This is a genomic window from Polaromonas sp. YR568 (assembly GCF_900116715.1).
Lineage (GTDB): Bacteria > Pseudomonadota > Gammaproteobacteria > Burkholderiales > Burkholderiaceae_C > Polaromonas.
Genome location: NZ_FPBM01000001.1, coordinates 39984 through 57862 on the forward strand (window position 1 = coordinate 39984; position 17879 = coordinate 57862).

The 17879-nt window shown below is 62.8% G+C and carries 15 protein-coding genes; 4 read left to right on the forward strand and 11 right to left on the reverse strand.

The genetic code is table 11. The features are described from left to right. Positions 1–16: 16 nt before the first annotated feature. From BM408_RS00155 to folD, 3 genes are all read left to right on the forward strand, one after another. Positions 17–2581, forward strand: a complete 2565-nt coding sequence (locus BM408_RS00155) for a PAS domain-containing sensor histidine kinase (protein WP_092125736.1) — start codon at positions 17–19, stop codon at positions 2579–2581. Positions 2582–2631: 50 nt separating this feature from the next. After that, entirely contained in the window at positions 2632–3258 is a 627-nt protein-coding gene (locus BM408_RS00160) for a response regulator transcription factor (protein WP_092125738.1), read from the forward strand. 86 nt (positions 3259–3344) lie between these two features. Beyond that, positions 3345–4190, forward strand: coding sequence for a bifunctional methylenetetrahydrofolate dehydrogenase/methenyltetrahydrofolate cyclohydrolase FolD (folD, locus tag BM408_RS00165; RefSeq protein WP_092125740.1), 846 nt, complete (start codon positions 3345–3347; stop codon positions 4188–4190). 8 nt (positions 4191–4198) lie between these two features. Here folD and BM408_RS00170 read toward each other — a convergent pair whose 3' ends face one another. The 11 genes from BM408_RS00170 to BM408_RS00220 form a co-directional block, all read right to left on the reverse strand. Further along, complete coding sequence (locus BM408_RS00170) at positions 4199–4654, reverse strand: DUF4149 domain-containing protein (RefSeq protein ID WP_092125742.1); 456 nt, start codon at positions 4652–4654, stop codon at positions 4199–4201. A gap of 8 nt (positions 4655–4662) precedes the next feature. Continuing rightward, the gene (gene greA, locus BM408_RS00175) at positions 4663–5139 is read right to left on the reverse strand and encodes a transcription elongation factor GreA (protein WP_092125744.1); all 477 of its coding nucleotides are present in this window, start codon (positions 5137–5139) and stop codon (positions 4663–4665) included. Between the two features lie 157 nt (positions 5140–5296). Then, on the reverse strand, positions 5297–8527 hold the full coding sequence (carB, locus tag BM408_RS00180) for a carbamoyl-phosphate synthase large subunit (protein ID WP_092125746.1): 3231 nt from the start codon (positions 8525–8527) through the stop codon (positions 5297–5299). Continuing rightward, on the reverse strand, positions 8527–9711 hold the full coding sequence (gene carA / locus BM408_RS00185; protein ID WP_092125748.1) for a glutamine-hydrolyzing carbamoyl-phosphate synthase small subunit: 1185 nt from the start codon (positions 9709–9711) through the stop codon (positions 8527–8529). The genes carB and carA overlap by 1 nt, the downstream gene beginning before the upstream one ends. Positions 9712–10023: 312 nt before the next feature. Continuing rightward, a complete protein-coding gene (fahA, locus tag BM408_RS00190) occupies positions 10024–11304 on the reverse strand; it encodes a fumarylacetoacetase (protein WP_092125750.1) in 1281 nt (426 codons plus the stop codon). A 5-nt stretch (positions 11305–11309) separates the two neighbouring features. After that, positions 11310–12626: a homogentisate 1,2-dioxygenase gene (hmgA, locus tag BM408_RS00195; protein WP_092125752.1), complete on the reverse strand. Its 1317-nt coding sequence runs from the start codon at positions 12624–12626 to the stop codon at positions 11310–11312. Between the two features lie 58 nt (positions 12627–12684). Next, positions 12685–13161 carry a MarR family winged helix-turn-helix transcriptional regulator gene (locus tag BM408_RS00200; protein ID WP_092125754.1) on the reverse strand — a complete coding sequence of 159 codons (477 nt, stop codon included), beginning with the start codon at positions 13159–13161 and terminating at the stop codon, positions 12685–12687. Between the two features lie 98 nt (positions 13162–13259). Further along, positions 13260–14234 carry a Bug family tripartite tricarboxylate transporter substrate binding protein gene (locus tag BM408_RS00205; RefSeq protein ID WP_092125756.1) on the reverse strand — a complete coding sequence of 325 codons (975 nt, stop codon included), beginning with the start codon at positions 14232–14234 and terminating at the stop codon, positions 13260–13262. A gap of 38 nt (positions 14235–14272) precedes the next feature. Then, positions 14273–14473 carry a hypothetical protein gene (locus tag BM408_RS00210; RefSeq protein WP_092125758.1) on the reverse strand — a complete coding sequence of 67 codons (201 nt, stop codon included), beginning with the start codon at positions 14471–14473 and terminating at the stop codon, positions 14273–14275. A 17-nt stretch (positions 14474–14490) separates the two neighbouring features. Continuing rightward, on the reverse strand, positions 14491–16155 hold the full coding sequence (locus BM408_RS00215; protein WP_175541635.1) for an FAD-dependent oxidoreductase: 1665 nt from the start codon (positions 16153–16155) through the stop codon (positions 14491–14493). Between the two features lie 128 nt (positions 16156–16283). Further along, the gene (locus tag BM408_RS00220) at positions 16284–16754 is read right to left on the reverse strand and encodes a CHRD domain-containing protein (RefSeq protein WP_092125760.1); all 471 of its coding nucleotides are present in this window, start codon (positions 16752–16754) and stop codon (positions 16284–16286) included. A 186-nt stretch (positions 16755–16940) separates the two neighbouring features. Between BM408_RS00220 and BM408_RS00225 the strand changes: the two genes are divergently transcribed. Then, a complete protein-coding gene (locus tag BM408_RS00225; protein WP_092125762.1) occupies positions 16941–17873 on the forward strand; it encodes a non-homologous end joining protein Ku in 933 nt (310 codons plus the stop codon). Positions 17874–17879 lie beyond the last annotated feature (6 nt).

Here is a 17879-nt window from a genome sequence, read left to right on the forward strand (position 1 = left end):
TAAACTGCACCATCCCATGACCCAGCAAGTTCCCGCCCCCGCCGACGCCGCAAACCCCGCCACTATCGCTTTGTGGCGCCGCTGGTGGCGCAGGCAGTCGCCATCGCGCCAGGACCGCTTCATTACCCTGGGGCCGCTGCTGGCGGTCGCACTCTTTCTGGCCGCCGTGATTGCGGCATTCGGTTATCTGCGTATTGAAGAAATCGACCGCGAGCAGCAGGCCGTCAAACGCGACGTGGAATACGCACAGCAGCGCCTGCGCCTGCGCCTGCTGGAGCGGCAAGAGCAGCTTATGCGCATAGGCCGCGACGTCTCCAACAGGGAAGTCGATACCGAAGAATTCATCACCCAAGCCGAGTCGCTGGTGAACCAATACCCCGAACTGATGGCCGTTACCTGGGTGGACAGCAAGCGGCGCATCAAGGTGGCCTATGTGTCGCCCAGCGCCAATGCCAGCCAGCTGCGCGGCGTCGGCGAGCAACTCAAGGTAGGCGAAACCGACGGAACCTATGAACTGGCGCGGGATTTACGGCAACCCGTCTATTCGCGTCCGCTGACAGCCAAGGAGGCCGGCGGCTACAACACGCCGACCCTGCAACTGCAGGTTCCGCTCGACGACCAGGGCAAATTTGCCGGCGTCATCATGGGCGAATACTCCATCGACGGGCTGCTGCGCTTTGGCGTGCCGACCGAGGTCACCGCCAAATACGCCGTGACGCTGGTCGACGATAAAAATGCGGTGCTGGCCGGCAATGTGCCGCCGCCCCGCAACCCCGCAGCCCGCCTGCTGCCCTGGTCTGACGGCGCTGCCGAGTACGAGATACCGGTTTCACCGGTCGGCAACGGCCTGCTGATACGCGCCGAAGGCTACCGCGCCTCGCTGGGTGTTGTGGGCAGCGGCTTCTTCTGGCTGGTCAGTGCATTGAGCGCCTTGACGGTGTGGATGCTGCTGGGCACCTGGCGCCATACCCGGCGCCGCGTTCAGGCCCAGCAGGCGCTGATCTCCGAAACCAACTTCCGCCGCGCCATGGAAAACTCCATGCTCACCGGCATGCGCGCGCTCGACCTGCAGGGCCGCATCACCTACGTCAACCCTGCCTTTTGCCAGATGACCGGCCTGACCGAAGGCGACCTGGTAGGCCGCACGCCACCCTTCCCGCACTGGCCTGAAGGCGAAATCGACACCCTGATGCAGCGGCTGGACGACGAGCTGCACGGCCGCACGCCGCCCGGCGGCTTCGAGGTCCGGGTCAAACGCAAGAACGGCCAGATCTTTGACGCCCGCATGTATGTCTCGCCGCTGATCGATCCGCGCGGCCAGCAGACCGGCTGGATGACCTCCATGACGGACATCACCGAGCCCAAGCGTGTGCGCGAAGAGCTGACCGCTTCCTACGAGCGCTTTACAACCGTGCTTGAAGGCCTGGATGCCGCGGTGTCCGTCGCGCCGCTGGGCAGTGAGGAATTGCTGTTTGCCAACAAGCTGTACCGCTCCTGGTTTGGCGGTGAGGTGTCAGGCCACCTGAACCTGATCGCACAGGCGGGCGTACCCAGCGCCGTGCCTACCGACGACACGCTGGACGCAGTCGACGGCCTGGCCGGCCTGCCCACCGACACGCTGACTGCCGCGCAAACGGAAAACGCCGAGATCTTTGTGCCTGACCTGAGCAAGTGGCTTGAAGTGCGCTCGCGCTACCTGACCTGGGTGGACGGCCGCCTGGCCCAGATGGTAATTGCCACCGACATCACGCCGCGCCGCCATGCCGAAGAGCAGGCCGCCCAGCAAAACGAACGCGCCCAGACCGCCAGCCGCCTGATCACCATGGGCGAGATGGCCTCCAGCGTGGCGCATGAGCTGAACCAGCCGCTCACAGCCATCAACAACTATTGCAACGGCATGGTGTCGCGCATCAAGGGCAAGCAGATCAGCAATGAAGACCTGCTGATCGCCCTGGACAAGACCGCCAAGCAGGCGCACCGCGCCGGGCAGATCATCCAGCGCATACGCTCATTTGTAAAACGCAGCGAACCCAACCGCACGGCGGCCGATGTGGCCACCATGGTGAGCAACGCCATGGAGCTGGCCGACATCGAGCTGCGCCGCCACCATGTGCGCCTGAGCCACTACATCGCAGCCCGCCTCCCCGAGATCATGGTGGACCCTATCCTGATCGAGCAGGTGCTGATCAACCTGATGAAGAACGCGGCCGAATCCATCGAGCAGGCCCACATGCCCACGGCACGGCGCAGCGTGGAACTGCGGGTCGTGCCCAAATACATCGAAGACCAGGCCGTGGTGGAGTTTTCGGTGCTTGATTCCGGGCGCGGCCTCTCACCCGAAGTGATGGGCCGGCTCTATGAGGCCTTCTACTCCACCAAGGCCGAGGGTATGGGTATTGGCCTGAAACTGTGCCGCAGTATTGTCGAGTCCCACCAGGGACGAATGGAGGCCGAGAACCTCTACAATGGGGACGAAGTGGTAGGGTGCCGGTTTACCTTCTGGATTCCCGTGACGCCCCTGCTGGCGCCAACGGCGCCTGCTAGCGATACCATAGCAACCAAGGACACCGGCGTTCATTGAAGACCCTTCAGGAACCGTCTTTTCGAGAAGTTCACGAAAGAAAGTTTGGCATGAGCTTGATTCCCAAAAAAGGTACCGTCTACGTCGTTGATGATGACGAGGGCGTGCGCGACTCCTTGCAGTGGCTGCTCGAAGGCAAGGACTACCGCGTCCGCTGCTACGACTCGGCCGAAACCTTTCTCTCCCGCTACGACCCGCGCGAAGTCGCCTGCCTGATCGTCGACATCCGCATGGGCGGCATGACGGGCCTGGAGCTGCAGGACCGCCTGGTCGAGCGCAAGTCGCCTCTTCCCATCGTGTTTATCACCGGCCACGGCGACGTGCCCATGGCGGTCAACACCATGAAAAAAGGCGCGATGGATTTCATCCAGAAGCCCTTCCAGGAAGAAGCCCTGGTCAACCTGGTCGAACGCATGCTGGAACAGGCCAAGGAAGCCTTCAGCGACTACCAGCAGTCCGCCAGCCGGGACGCCCTGCTCGCCAAGCTCACCTCGCGCGAAGCCCAGGTGCTTGAGCGCATCGTGGCGGGCCGCCTCAACAAGCAGATCGCCGACGACCTGGGCATCAGCATCAAGACGGTGGAGGCGCACCGCGCCAACATCATGGAAAAGCTCAACGCCAACACCGTGGCTGATCTGCTGAAGATTGCTTTGGGGTCTAACGCACCAAAGGTCTGAACCCCCTTTCGCTATCTTTTTGATAGCTCGTAGCGCCCGTGTTGATTTAACAAGCGGGCGTTTTTACTTCTAAAACCGATTAAAAAATGACTGCCCAGCTGATCGACGGAAACGCCCTCTCCAAACAACTGCGAGCCGATGTCGCCCAGCGCGCCGCCGCCCTGCGCGCGCGCGGCATCACGCCGGGCCTGGCGGTTGTACTTGTGGGTGAAAACCCGGCCAGCCAGGTCTATGTGCGCAACAAGGTCAAGGCCTGCCAGGACAACGGCCTGCACTCGGTGCTGGAGCAATACCCCGCCACCTTGAGCGAAGCCGACCTGCTTGCGCGGGTGGAGGCGCTCAACAACGATCCGGCCATCCACGGCATTCTGGTGCAGCTCCCGCTGTCGGCGCATATCGATGCGCAAAAGGTCATCGAATCGATCTCGCCCGCCAAGGACGTCGACGGATTTCACGTCGCCAGCGCCGGCGCGCTCATGGTCGGCCAGCCGGGCTTCTGGCCCTGCACGCCCTACGGCTGCATGAAGATGCTGGAGAGCATCGGCTACGACCTCAAGGGCAAACACGCGGTAGTCATTGGCCGCAGCAACATCGTCGGCAAACCGATGGCCTTGATGCTGCTGCAAAAGAGCGCCACCGTCACCATCTGCCACAGCGCCACGAAAGACCTCAAGGCCATGACGCTGCAGGCCGATGTGATCGTCGCTGCGGTCGGCAAACGAAACGTGCTGACGGCCGACATGGTCAAGCCGGGCGCGGTCGTGATCGATGTGGGCATGAACCGCAATGACGAAGGCAAACTCTGCGGCGACGTGGATTTTGACGGCGTGAAAGAAGTGGCGGGCTACATCACGCCGGTGCCGGGTGGTGTCGGCCCCATGACCATCACCATGCTGCTGGTGAACACACTGGAAGCCGCCGAACGCGGCTGAATCGCCGCTTAATCTGCGGCGGGCTGTACGGCATGCGATGCTGGTTCCGTCCGTGCCAGGCGCCAGAGCGCCACGCCGGCAGACAGCCACTGCAGGATGTACAGCGCCGTACCCAGTCCGTGCCAGAGCTTGAGGTTGCCGCCCTCGGCACGCGCGCTGACGATGCGTGGCGCAATGCCAAACTCCACCAGCAAGGCCAGCAACAAGCCGGCCACGATGAATTTCATGGCTGCCTGTGCTTGCTGGGCAAGAGCCGCATCATCTTTTTTATTGAGCACCACCAGCAAGAGCATGGCGCAGCCCGCGCTGACCCAGGTCTGCGCGGTGAAAAGCTTGGCCGCCATGGCGCCGGCCACAGCGGGCGCCCCCAGATTGGCAAACAGCATGGGAACCACGACGAATCCGAGCCCGGTCAGGCTTCCCCACCACAAGGCAGCGAGCAAAACATTCAGGCGCAGCTTCATAACCCGGCTTAGATGTACATCACCGAAATGATTTCGTAGCGCTTGATGCCACCCGGCGCCTGGACTTCAGCGGTATCGCCTTCGTCCTTGCCGATCAAGGCGCGCGCAATGGGGGAACTGATGTTGACCCGGCCCAGCTTGATGTCGGCTTCGTCTTCACCCACGATCTGGTAGGTGACCTTGTCGCCGGTGTCTTCATCTTCCAGTTCGATGGTCGAGCCGAAAACCACTTTGCCGCCGGCGTCCAGCTCGGCGGGGTCGATGATCTGTGCGGCAGAGAGCTTGCCTTCGATTTCCTGGATACGGCCTTCAATAAAACCCTGGCGGTCTTTGGCGGCGTCGTACTCAGCGTTTTCGCTCAGGTCACCCTGGGCGCGTGCTTCAGAAATCGAATTGATGACCCAGGGGCGGTCAACGGTTTTCAGCTGGTGCAGCTCGGCCTTCAGGCTTTCTGCGCCGCGCTTGGTAATGGGGATGGTTGCCATGTTTTTTTTGCTCCTGCAAAAGCGAAACCGCCACCAGTCACCTGGCGGCGGCGCTTGAACTCAAAATTTCAGTCAAACAAGTTTAATGCAAATCAGGCTTGGCCCAATCTGGAAATAGCCCGGAAAACCCCCGGCAAAACCCGACTATCCCCGACTATCAAGCCAGTTGGGCATGCAGTTCCTGTACTGAATAAACATTCAGGTTGTCGAGATACTTCATGCCTTCCACCGCGGCTTCGGCGCCGGCGATGGTGGTGTAAGTCGTCACGCGGGCCAGCAGCGCCGAGGTACGGATTTGCCGCGAATCGGTGATGGCATTGCGCCGCTCTTCCACGGTGTTGATGACCAGCGCGATTTCATCGTTCTTGATCATGTCCACCACGTGAGGGCGGCCCTCAGTCACCTTGTTCACCACGGCGCAGGTAATGCCCGCCGCTTGAATGGCGGCCGCCGTGCCCTTGGTGGCCACAATTTCAAACTTCAAGGCCGCCAGCTTGCGCGCGACTTCCACGGCACGCGGCTTGTCGTTGTTTTTAACGGTGAGGAAGACTTTGCCCGAGGTCGGCAACTTGGTGCCCGCGCCCAGCTGCGACTTCACAAAAGCCTCGCCGAAGGTCTTGCCAACGCCCATCACCTCGCCGGTGGACTTCATCTCGGGGCCGAGAATCGTATCCACGCCGGGGAACTTCACGAAGGGGAACACCGCTTCCTTGACGCTGAAGTAAGGCGGCGTGACTTCATCCTTGATACCCTGCGAAGCCAGCGACTGGCCGACCATGCAGCGTGCCGCCACTTTGGCCAGCTGAATGCCGGTGGCCTTGCTGACAAAAGGCACGGTACGCGAGGCACGTGGATTGACCTCCAGCACGTAGATCACGTCCTTGCCGTCTATGTTCTGGATGGCAAACTGCACGTTCATCAAGCCGACCACCGTCAACGCTTCAGCCATGGCAGCCGTCTGGCGTTTGATCTCGGTCACGGTTTCCGCGCTCAGCGAATACGGTGGCAGCGAACATGCCGAGTCGCCGCTGTGCACGCCGGCCTGCTCGATGTGCTCCATCACGCCGCCGATGAATGTGCGGCCTTCCGGGTCGCGCAGGCAGTCGACGTCGCACTCGATCGCGTCGTTCAGGAAGCGGTCCAGCAGCACGGGCGAATCATGGCTGACCTTGACGGCTTCACGCATGTAACGCTCAAGGTCGCGCTGCTCGTGCACGATTTCCATCGCGCGGCCACCCAGCACATAGCTGGGGCGCACAACCAGGGGGTAACCCAGCGCTGCGGCTTTTTCAAGCGCTTCAGGTTCGGTACGCGCAGTGGCGTTGGGCGGCTGGCGCAGCTTCAGCTCGTGCAAGAGCTTCTGGAAGCGCTCACGGTCTTCCGCAGCGTCGATCATGTCGGGCGAAGTGCCGATGATGGGCACGCCGTTGGCTTCAAGGTCCAGCGCCAGTTTCAGGGGCGTCTGGCCGCCATACTGGACGATCACGCCCAGTGGCTTTTCCTTGTCGACGATTTCGAGCACGTCTTCGAGCGTCAACGGCTCAAAGTAAAGGCGATCCGACGTGTCGTAGTCGGTCGAGACGGTTTCCGGGTTGCAGTTGACCATGATGGTCTCATAGCCGTCTTCGCGCATGGCCAGCGCCGCATGCACGCAGCAGTAGTCAAACTCGATGCCCTGCCCGATCCGGTTGGGCCCGCCGCCCAGCACCATGATCTTTTTCTTGTCGGTCGGCGCTGCTTCGCACTCGCTGCCTTCGGCCTCGTAGGTCGAATACATATAGGCGGTGTTGGTCGCAAACTCGGCGGCGCAGGTGTCCACACGCTTGTAGACCGGGCGCACGCCCAGCGCACGGCGCTTTTCGCGGATGGCCGTGTCGGTGGTCTTGAGCTGCTTGGCCAGGCGGCGGTCGGAGAAGCCCTTTTGCTTTAGCGCGCGCAGCGTGACAGCGTCGATCTTGTCGAGCGACGTGGTTTCCAGTTCGAGCTCAATCTTCACGATCTGCTCGATCTGCACCAGGAACCAGGGGTCGATCTTGGTCAGCGCAAACACTTCATCGACGCTCATGCCCTGGGCGAAGGCATCGCCCACGTACCAGATGCGGTCAGGACCAGGAGCGCCGAGTTCTTTCTCGAGCACTTCGCGGTCTTGCGTCTTCTCGTTCATGCCGTCCACGCCGACTTCCAGGCCGCGCAGGGCTTTCTGGAAGGACTCCTGGAAAGTACGGCCCATGGCCATCACTTCACCCACCGACTTCATCTGGGTGGTCAGGCGCGAATCGGCCGCCGGAAACTTCTCGAACGCAAAGCGCGGAATCTTGGTAACGACGTAATCGATGCTGGGCTCAAAGCTCGCGGGGGTCGCGCCGCCCGTGATTTCGTTGCGCAACTCGTCCAGCGTGTAGCCGACCGCCAGCTTGGCAGCAACCTTGGCAATCGGGAAGCCCGTGGCCTTGGAAGCCAGCGCCGATGAACGCGAGACACGCGGATTCATCTCGATCACCACCATGCGGCCATCGACCGGGTTGATGGAGAACTGCACGTTCGAGCCGCCGGTGTCCACGCCGATTTCGCGCAGCACGGCCAGCGAGGCATTGCGCAGGATCTGGTATTCCTTGTCGGTCAGCGTCTGGGCCGGCGCGACGGTGATGGAGTCACCGGTGTGCACACCCATGGGGTCCAGATTCTCAATCGAGCAAACGATGATGCAGTTGTCGGCGGTGTCGCGCACCACTTCCATCTCGTACTCTTTCCAGCCGAGCAGAGATTCTTCAATCAGCAGTTCGTTGGTCGGCGAGGCTTCGAGGCCGCGCTTGCAGATGACTTCAAACTCTTCGGAGTTGTAGGCAATACCGCCGCCGGTGCCACCCAGCGTGAAGCTGGGACGGATCACGGTTGGGAAGCCGACAGTCTTTTGCACCGCCCAGGCCTCGTCCATGCTGTGCGCGATGCCGGAGCGGGCCGAGCCCAAACCGATCTTGGTCATCGCGTCCTTGAACTTCAGGCGGTCTTCGGCCTTGTCGATGGCTTCAGGCTTGGCGCCGATCAGCTCGACCTTGTATTTGTCGAGCACACCGTTGTGCCAGAGATCCAGCGCGCAGTTGAGCGCGGTTTGCCCGCCCATGGTCGGCAGGATGGCGTCGGGGCGTTCCTTGGCGATGATTTTTTCAACCGTCTGCCAGGTGATGGGCTCGATATAGGTGACGTCGGCGGTGGCCGGGTCGGTCATGATCGTGGCGGGGTTGCTGTTGATCAGGATGACTTTGTAGCCCTCTTCGCGCAACGCCTTGCAGGCCTGCACGCCGGAATAGTCAAACTCGCAGGCCTGGCCGATGATGATGGGGCCGGCGCCGATGATGAGGACGCTTTTGATGTCTGTACGTTTTGGCATTATTTTTTCCCTCCATGCTGTTCCATGAGGGCTGTGAAACGGTCAAACAGATAGGAAATATCGTGCGGACCCGGCGATGCCTCAGGGTGCCCCTGGAAGCAGAACGCCGGCTTGTCGGTGCGGGCCAGGCCCTGCAGCGTGCCGTCGAACAGGCTGATGTGCGTGGGCCGCAGGTTGGCGGGCAGGCTTTTCTCATCGACCGCAAAACCGTGGTTCTGGCTGGTGATGCTGACGCGGCCGTTGTCGAGGTCTTTGACCGGGTGGTTGGCGCCGTGGTGGCCGAACTTCATCTTGAAGGTCTTCGCGCCGCTGGCCAGGGCCATGATCTGGTGACCCAGGCAGATGCCGAAAGTCGGGATGCCGGTTTCAATGAGTTCGCGCACTGCCGCAATGGCGTAGTCGCATGGCTCCGGGTCGCCGGGGCCGTTGGCCAGGAAGATGCCATCGGGTTTGAGCTTGAGCACGTCGGCTGCAGGCGTCTGCGCCGGCACTACGGTGATGCGCGCGCCGCGCTCGGCCATCATGCGCAGGATGTTTTTCTTCACGCCGAAGTCAAAGGCCACGACGTGGAATTTCGGCGTGATCTGCACGCCATAGCCGGCGCCCAGTTTCCACTCGGTCTGCGTCCACTCGTAGGTTTGTTTGACCGAGACGACCTTGGCCAGGTCCAGCCCGGCCATGCTGGGCGCGCTGCGGGCGGCCGCGACGGCTTTTTCGATCGCGGGCTGACTCACTTCTTCGCCCGCAGGCAAAGCCAGGATGCAGCCGTTTTGTGCGCCTTTGGTGCGCAGGTGGCGTGTCAGCTGGCGGGTGTCGATGCCGGCGATGGCTACCGTATTTTCCTTGACCAGGTATTCGGTCAAGGTCATGGTCATGCGGAAGTTCGAGGCCAGCAGCGGCAGGTCCTTGATGATCAGGCCGGCGGCGTGGACTTTTTCAGCTTCGACGTCTTCGGCATTGATGCCGTAGTTGCCGATATGCGGGTACGTGAGGGTGACGATCTGCTGGCAGTAGCTCGGATCCGTGAGGATTTCCTGGTAGCCGGTCATGGCGGTGTTGAACACCACTTCGCCGACTGTGGAGCCCGCGGCTCCAATGGAATTGCCGATAAAGACCGTGCCGTCTGCGAGCGCCAGGATGGCGTGAGGGGTTCTTCCTGATTTTCCCTGTAGAGACAAAAGCACTGGGTTCTCCGGGTTGGTTACGGTTCGCCCAAGCGTGCACAAGAAACGTCTCGAAGAGACTCTTGCTGGCTGCCTTAGTTGGCTGCTTTTGTGAGGGTGTTTGCTTTGTCTGCGCTCGGGCGAAGCTGTGTTTTGAAAAGCCCTTGATTATAGCCTGAGCCATGCACGCGCCCGCCATTCGGCTGAGTGAATCGAGCCAAAATGGCGCAAGCGTTCCGCAAACCAATGGCTTTACCGGTCAAATCAACCTGTAGCCCTTTGTTCACTAGCGCAGGCAGCTACCAAATCAATAGCAAAGCCATCTGGCGCCCGTCACTGCGTGGCGCGCGCAGGCAGCACCTGGCCCCTGCACTCGCCAAAGCCGATGCGCCTGAAGCCGCTGCGCTCGCATGAGGCGCGCAGGATGACCGCGTCGCCGTCTTCCAGGAAGGTGCGCGTCTCGCCGTTGGCCAGCTTCAGCGCGTTCTTGCCTCCCAGGCTCAGCTCCAGCAAAGAACCGGCCTGCTCCGCTTGCGGGCCAGACAGCGTGCCCGAGCCCAGCAAATCGCCGGGCTGCAGGTTGCAGCCGTTGACGGTGTGGTGCGTCAGCATTTGTGCGACCGTCCAGTAGGCATCCAGAAAATTCGATTGCGACAGGCGCTCGGGGCCCAGACCCGCATCCCGCATGGCCTGCGTATGCAGCCAGACCTCCAGCGCCACACCAATGCCGCCTTGCTGGCGGTTGGCCGGTGAATCGAGGTAAGGCAAAGGCTGGGGGTCACCTTCAGGATGCGCAAACGGCGCCCGGAACGGCGCCAGCGCTTCCAGGGTGACGATCCATGGCGAAATCGTGCTGGCAAAGTTCTTGGCCAGAAAGGGGCCAAGCGGCTGGTATTCCCAGGCCTGCACGTCGCGCGCCGACCAGTCGTTGAGCAGCACCATGCCAAAAGCATGTGATTCGGCCTGGCCGATGGCGATGGGCTCGCCCAACGCGTTGCCCTGCCCCACCAGCACGCCCAGCTCAAGCTCGTAGTCGAGGCGGTGCGTGGGCCGCAATACCGGCACTTCTTCGTTAGGCCCTTTGGTCTGGCCCAGCGGACGGTGAAAAGTCTGGCCGCTCACGCCTATCGACGATGCCCGGCCGTGGTAGCCGATAGGCACCCACTTGTAATTGGGCAGCAGCGGCGCATCGGGGCGAAAGAGCTTGCCGACGGTGGTGGCGTGGTGGATGCCGGTGTAGAAATCGGTGTAGTCGCCGATGCGGCAAGGCAGGTGCAGGGTGACCTCACTCTGGCTTGTCAAAAAGCCTGCCCACTCGGCCTGCTTTGTACTGCCCTCTGCCAGGCCTTGCGAAATCGACGCCCTCAGCGCGCTCAGTTTCGCCGGGCTTTGCGCCATCAACTCGTTCATGTCACCGGTATCGACCAGCGCGGCCGCGCGCAGATCCAGCACCTTGTCGCCAATGGCCACGCCGATCTTGCGCGCACCCTGCGGCCCCTGGCTGTAGGTGCCAAAGGGCAGGTTCTGGATCGGAAAGTCGGTGCCAGCCTCGTTAGCAGATGCAACCCAGCTACGCAGTTGCGGGTCATGGGTGGCGTTGAGCAATGCATTCATGGCACTTAACCTTTGAATTGATCTTTGAGCCCGGCCCAGCAAGCGCTGTAGCCGGCATCCAGCGCCCCGCCCTCCAGCGCATAAGCCGTGGGAATAAAGCGGTAGCGGCTCTCAAACATAAAGGCCAGCGTGTTGTCCAGCTTGTGCGGCGCCAGCGGGGCCGTGCTGGCTTTCTCGAAGGCTTCAGTGTCGGGCCCGTGCGGCACCATGCAGTTATGCAACGACGCGCCGCCCGGCTTGAAGCCTTCGGGCTTGGCGTCGTACTGGCCGTAGACCAGGCCCATGAATTCGCTCATGAGGTTGCGGTGGTACCAGGGCGGGCGGAAGGTGTTTTCAGCCACCAGCCAGCGCGGCGGGAAGATCACAAAATCACAGTTGGCCGTGCCCGGCGTGTCAGACGGCGAGGTCAGCACAGTGAAGATCGACGGGTCCGGATGGTCGTAGCTGATGGAGCCTATCGTCATGAAATGCGCGGTGTCGTATTTGTAGGGCGCCAGGTTGCCGTGCCAGGCGACCACGTTGAAAGGACTGGCCGGCTGCACGGCAGACCACAGGCGGCCGCCAAATTTTTTGACGATTTCAAACCCGCCTTCGGCTGCCGGCGCGCTGTCGAATGCGGCGGTCGGAGCCAGAAAGTCACGCGCGTTGGCCAGGCCGTTGGAGCCTATGGGGCCCAGCTCAGGCAAGCGAAAGTGCGCGCCATAGTTTTCGCAGATATAACCACGCGATGCGCCGTCCGGCAAGGCCACGCTGAAAGCCATGCCGCGCGGCACCACAGCCACTTCACCGGGCTTCACGTCCAGAATGCCCAACTCGGTCGTCAACACCACCCGCCCCTGCTGCGGCACCAACAGCATCTCGCCGTCGGCATTGACCAGCGCGCGCCGCTGCATCGAACGATTGGCGACATACATATGCGCAGCCATGCCGGTCTGCGCCTCGGCGTCACCGTTGGCCGCCACGGTGCGAATGCCGTCCACAAAATCCAGAGGCTCCGCAGGAATGGCAAAAGGATTCCAGCGCAGCGGATCAGGCGGCGTGAGGCTGCCGCCTGCGGCGCCCGTCGTCCAGTGCGGCTGCGCATACAGCTTGTAGCCGCCCGCCATCACGGAAGGCTGGCGGCGGTACATCCAGGTGCGGCGGTTCTCGGCGCGCGGCGCGGTAAAGGCGGTGCCAGAGATCAGCTCGGTGTAGAGGTCATGCGGCGCGCGCTGCGGGCTGTTGCGGCCTTCGGGCAAGGCGCCGGCGACGGCTTCGCTGGCAAATTCATTGCCGAAGCCGGACTGGTAACGCAAGGTATTGGTGGAAGTGTGGGTGGTCATGGAAGTTTCTCCCGGGTCTCAAATATTCAGTGCAGTTCAATTCAGCGGCGCAATGCCCTCATTCTTCAGCTTCACCGGCTTCACCAGCGTCGTCAACCTCGACGCCACCGGCCCTGGCCTGCTCGATCAGGCGGTCGAAAAAGTCGCTGAGCTGCTCGCGCTCGGCCGCACTCAGCACGCCAAAAATATCCTGGTTGCGCTGGCCCACCACGTCCATGGCGCGCTGCCACGCCTTCTTGCCTTTGGGGGTCATGGTCAGCACCACGCCACGCCCGTCCGTCGGGCTGGCGGCCTTGATAACCAGGCCCTGGTCGACCAGCGACTGGGCCGCGCGGCTGGCCTGCCCTTTGTTGAGGTTGGCCTTTTGCGCCAGGTCATTCACCGACAGCGGTGCAAAAGTGCCTACAGCGGTAAGGCAACGGCCATCGCTCATCGACATTCCTGCACCGGCCGCATAAGCGCGCTGGCTTTCAATGTCGGTCAGCTTGTGCAGCAGGTGCAGGCGGTAGGTCAGGGTTCTGTCGAGCTTGATCATGTCCGTCTTGCCTCCGTCCGGTCCTTGGACCCGTTTGTTGTTCCCTCAGTACCGCCACAGCACCGTCCCTACCCTGCCTACCCTGCCTACCCTGCGCATCAATCCAGCTTGATGCCGCTGCCCTTGATCACCTGCGCCCATTTTTCGCGTTCAGCTTTGGCATAGCTGGCCATCTGCGCCGGCGTGCTGGGCGTGGGCTCAAGGCCCAGCACCTGAAAGCGCGCCTTCACCGGCGTGGAATTCAGCGCCTCCACCAACGCCTTGTTCAGTTTAGCGACCACGTCGGCGGGGGTTCCGGCGGGCGCGGCAAGGCCCTGCCAGGCATAGGCCTCAAAGCCTTTGAGTCCCTGCTCGTCCAGCGTGGGGATGGTTTCGAAGTTTTTCACACGCTGCGGGCTGGCAATGCCGATGGCGCGCAGGCGGCCGGCGTTGATAAAAGCCATGCCGCTGGCCGTGTCGACAAACATGAAAGGCAGCTGGCCGCCTGCCACGTCCTGCACCGCCGGCGCGGCGCCGCGGTAAGGCACATGCACCAGACTCAGGCCCGTCTTGCCGCGAAACAGCTCGGTCGCCAGGTGGTGCGGGCTGCCTGCGCCCGGCGTGGCGTAGCTGACGCCGGCCTTCTGCGTTTTGGCCCAGGCCATGAATTCAGGCAGGTTCTTCGCCGGAACGGCAGGGTTCACCACCAGGATCATCGGGAAGCGCGCCAGCAGGCCGATGGGGGCCAGGTCTTTTTCGGCGCTGTAGCTCAGCTTGCTGTAAAGCGCCGGGTTGGCGGCCAGTGTGGCCGTGTCGCCGGTCAACAGGGTGTAGCCGTCGGCTTTGGCATGGGCCACGTACTCGGCGCCGATGTTGGTGGCGGCGCCCGGCTTGTTATTGATCACGAGGGGCTGGCCCAGGGCCTTGCCCATGGTCTCGGTCAGCGCGCGGGCAACCACGTCCGAGCCGCCGCCTGCCGGATAGGGAACGACCCACTCGATCGGCCTGGAGGGATAGGTTTGCGCCGAAGCGGCAGCTGCGGCAAAAGCCAGAAGGCCCAGTGTGCGGCGCAAGAAAGCGGGAAGGCGTTGCATGTTGTCTCCGAAGTGTTGTTGAAAAGAATGAAGAAAAATCAGGTGCCGGCCAGGCGCTCTGACTGCGCGATCAGCGCCAGCGCCTGGCCGGCATCGGCCTGCCTGCTGAGCAAGGCGAGCGCCAGCGTGGCCAGGAACAAAGGCGCCCTGGCCTCGCCGACGCGGGCCGTCGCTTCGGCAAGCGCCGTATAGGTCTGGTCAAGATGGCCGGCCCCGGGTGCGGTCGTGGGAGTGGTCATGGGTTTCTCCTGAAGCATCAAGATGGGTGTGCCTGGCCGGCGGCAAGCGCCTGGCGATAGGGCTTGAGGGCCGCGTCGATATCTGCGGCTCCAGCGTTCTTCCAGCGCCCCAAGAGATAGCCGTCAGGCCGGACCACAAATGCCGAACCCTCGACGGCGCCGTAGCGCTCGCGGGCTTGCCCCAGCGCATCGACGCAAGCGCCGGCGGCCGGCTCGCCCTGGCCGGCAATGCAGATCACCTTGACCGCCGCGGGCCCCTCCTCGCCCGGCGTTGCCAGCGCCGCGATGTCTTGCGGCAATCCGGTTTGCCCTGCGAAGTACAACACCACAAACCCTTCACCAAAGCAGGACGTGAGGTGCACATCGCCGCAGTCGGCGCGCAGCAAGGCCTCCGGCGCCGGCATGCCGGCACGTGCGCCGCTCTCAAAAGCACTTTCTTGCGCCGGCAGGTTGAGCGGCGAGCTCACATATTCGACGGGGGTGGACTGGCGCGGATTGAGCAGCGAACTGACGGCTGCGTCTTCTGTCGCCAGGCGCAGCGCGGCCTCGCGCAACAGCTTGAAGCCGTAGTTGGGCGGCGCCATGAACTCCGTGCTCTTGGCCCCATAAACGATGTTTTCGCGCGTGGCCTGTACGCGCTCGGTGGAATAGCTGTCGAGCAAGGCCTCCTCTGCCCGCCCCTGTTGCACCAGCGCCAGCTTCCAGGCCAGGTTGGCCGCATCATCCAGGCCCGAGTTGAGCCCGCGCACGCCAAAAATCGGCACCAGGTGAGCGGCATCACCGGCAAACAGCGCGCGCCCATGGCGATAGCTGGGCAAGGTGAGGCACTTGGCGTTGTAGATCGAAATCCACAGCGGCTCCCAAGGCTCGTTCTCGCCAATCATCGACAGGTGGCTTTGCACACGCGGCAACACGTTCCCGGGTTTGACGGCCTCTACCGGGTCCTCGTCGTCGCGAATCTGGTAGTCGATGCGCCAGACGTCGTCAGGCTGGCGGTGCATCAGGATGGTGGAGCCCGGATTGGACGGCGGGTCGAACCAGGCCAGGCGCTCCACGGCGCGGCGGGTCTTCTGCACCACGTCGACGATCACATAGCGGCCCTCGTACTGCGTGCCTTCAAGCTGCAGGCCCAGTTGCTCCCGCACCGTGCTGCGGCCGCCGTCGCAGGCAACCACCCAGTCAGCCTGCACGGTGTGCGCGCCGTCAGGCGCCTCAATGTCCACCTGCGCGCCGCCGGCCTCGGGCCGCACCGCCCTCACCTTGCTGGACCAGCGCACGTCGGCCAGGCCGCCCTGCGCCAGCGCCGCCTTGTGCGCAAACTCCTCGGCATAAAACTGCTGGATATTGACCATGGGCGCAAAGCGCTGCGTCGGTTCGCTGGGCATCTGGAAATGCAGCACCTCCCGGTCTCGAAAGTAGCTGCGCCCGCCCACCCAGGAAAGGCCTTTTTCCACCAGTGCTTTGTCGGCGCCGACCCAGCCAAAGATCTCCTGCGAGCGGCGCGACATGCAGATCGCCCGGCTGCCGGCGCAATAGCCGTCATCGGCCTCCACCACCAGGCTGGCGATGCCGCAGCGCGCCAGCAGCGCCGCCAGCGTCATGCCGACCGGGCCGCCGCCGGCAATCAGCACCGGCACCCGGCGGGGCCAGCCTGCGGAATCAGGAGAAAGAGGCGTGGTCACGATGCGCTTGTCCCGGTTGATTAATGGTTGCGCTCGCAACTATAAATCAATCCGGTTGCGCCCGCAACCATTTATGAGGCAACCCCGGCAAGCCCGGGAGCGGAGCCGGCGGCCCGATTGGCCCCCGCCTAGTTGCGCACCACCGTCATCTGGCCGCGCACTTCACCGGCAGGGTAAGCCGCCGTATGAATATTGGCGTACCAGCGGCCCGCCATCAAATCGGCGGCCTGGGCGGGCGTGAGCGTGGCGCTGCCGTCCATGGGGCTGCGAATCGGGCTGGCCCAGCCTAAAGCCACGCCGGCATTGGCGCCAATGGCGGCCGGGCCGTGAAAGTGCCCTGCCGTTGCCGGGCCCGTGAGGCGGGTGTAGTTCACCTTCCAGCGAAGCAGGTTGGTACTGGTGTCGAGCACCGCATCCACCGAGCCGCTGCCGGTGCTGGCATTGGCCGGCACCTCATTGGCGCCCCGAAGCTGCGTGGTGAAGGCCACCAGATTTGATTGCTTTTCCTGTTTTTCCATCACACCGCAACCCGTGACGGCGGCAGCGGCCACAGCCATGGCGGCAAAGGATACGCGGGTGGCGTTGCGGCGAGAAAGCATGGGTCGGCTCCTTGAAAAGTTGCAGCAGATTGTGCGTGGCCCACCCTGGCCAGACCCGTAGGACAAACCCCATGCGAACAGTCGGTTCCGGACGACGCCCCTAGCCCATCGCAGGCCGACACCTCCACATGCGTCTGAACCCGAAACTGCTGTAACAGCCACACCCGCAAGAAAGCAAGACACACCATGGCATCACGCGTTTTATGGAAAGGCGCCATCAGCTTCGGCCTGGTGCACATCCCCGTGGCGCTGCATTCGGCCACATCCGAAAGCGGCATCGACTTCGACTGGCTGGACAAGCGCAGCATGGACCCGGTGGGCTACAAGCGCATCAACAAGCGCACCGGCAAAGAGATCACCAAGGAAAACGTCGTCAAGGGCGTCGAATACGAAGACGGCCAATACGTGGTGCTGTCGGAAGACGAGATCAAATCCGCCTACCCCAAGACCACGCAGACCATCGAGATCGAAAGCTTTGTTCCCAACAGCGAGATCCCCTTCGTCTACCTGGAGCGTCCCTACTACATCGCGCCCATCAACAAGGGCCAGAAGGTCTACGCCCTGCTGCGCGACACCCTGCTGAAAACCCAGCGCGTGGGCATCGCCCGCGTCATCATCCAGACCAAGCAGCATCTGGCCGTGCTGGTGCCTTCGGGGCCGGCACTGATATTAAATCTGCTGCGCTGGGGCGCCGATATCCGTTCGCTGAAGGAGCTCAACCTGCCACCCGTGGGCGCCAAAGTGGCCGGCCTGACCGACAAAGAACTGGCCATGGCCAAACAGCTGGTGGACGACATGACCGGCAAGTGGAAGCCGGATCAGTTCACCGACTCCTTCAAGGACGACATCATGGCGCTGGTCAAGCGCAAGGCCAAGGCAGGCAAACTGGAAAATGTGGTGCAGCCCGATGAAACCGAGGGAGCCGAAGAGACCGAAGGCCGCTCCGGCGCCAAGATCATCGACCTGACCGAGTTGCTGCAACGCAGCCTGCGCAAAGGCGGCGAAGCCCCCAAGGCCAAGGCTGCTGCCAAAACCAAGGCATCCGCCAAAACTCCGGCGCGCAAGAAAACCGCCGCCAAGTCAGCTTCGCATGCGCCGGCGAGACGGCGCGCCGCTTAAGTTCCG

What these genes read in the sequence shown, in the direction of transcription:
- BM408_RS00160 (WP_092125738.1), top strand. Translation starts at nt 2,632, where the DNA reads ATGAGCTTGATTCCCAAAAAAGGTACCGTCTACGTCGTTGATGATGAC.
- BM408_RS00225 (WP_092125762.1), top strand. Translation starts at nt 16,941, where the DNA reads ATGGCATCACGCGTTTTATGGAAAGGCGCCATCAGCTTCGGCCTGGTG.
- BM408_RS00200 (WP_092125754.1), bottom strand. Translation starts at nt 13,161, where the DNA reads ATGATCAAGCTCGACAGAACCCTGACCTACCGCCTGCACCTGCTGCAC.
- hmgA (WP_092125752.1), bottom strand. Translation starts at nt 12,626, where the DNA reads ATGACCACCCACACTTCCACCAATACCTTGCGTTACCAGTCCGGCTTC.
- BM408_RS00170 (WP_092125742.1), bottom strand. Translation starts at nt 4,654, where the DNA reads ATGAAGCTGCGCCTGAATGTTTTGCTCGCTGCCTTGTGGTGGGGAAGC.
- greA (WP_092125744.1), bottom strand. Translation starts at nt 5,139, where the DNA reads ATGGCAACCATCCCCATTACCAAGCGCGGCGCAGAAAGCCTGAAGGCC.
- carB (WP_092125746.1), bottom strand. Translation starts at nt 8,527, where the DNA reads ATGCCAAAACGTACAGACATCAAAAGCGTCCTCATCATCGGCGCCGGC.
- BM408_RS00210 (WP_092125758.1), bottom strand. Translation starts at nt 14,473, where the DNA reads ATGACCACTCCCACGACCGCACCCGGGGCCGGCCATCTTGACCAGACC.
- BM408_RS00220 (WP_092125760.1), bottom strand. Translation starts at nt 16,754, where the DNA reads ATGCTTTCTCGCCGCAACGCCACCCGCGTATCCTTTGCCGCCATGGCT.
- BM408_RS00155 (WP_092125736.1), top strand. Translation starts at nt 17, where the DNA reads ATGACCCAGCAAGTTCCCGCCCCCGCCGACGCCGCAAACCCCGCCACT.
- BM408_RS00205 (WP_092125756.1), bottom strand. Translation starts at nt 14,234, where the DNA reads ATGCAACGCCTTCCCGCTTTCTTGCGCCGCACACTGGGCCTTCTGGCT.
- fahA (WP_092125750.1), bottom strand. Translation starts at nt 11,304, where the DNA reads ATGAATGCATTGCTCAACGCCACCCATGACCCGCAACTGCGTAGCTGG.
- folD (WP_092125740.1), top strand. Translation starts at nt 3,345, where the DNA reads ATGACTGCCCAGCTGATCGACGGAAACGCCCTCTCCAAACAACTGCGA.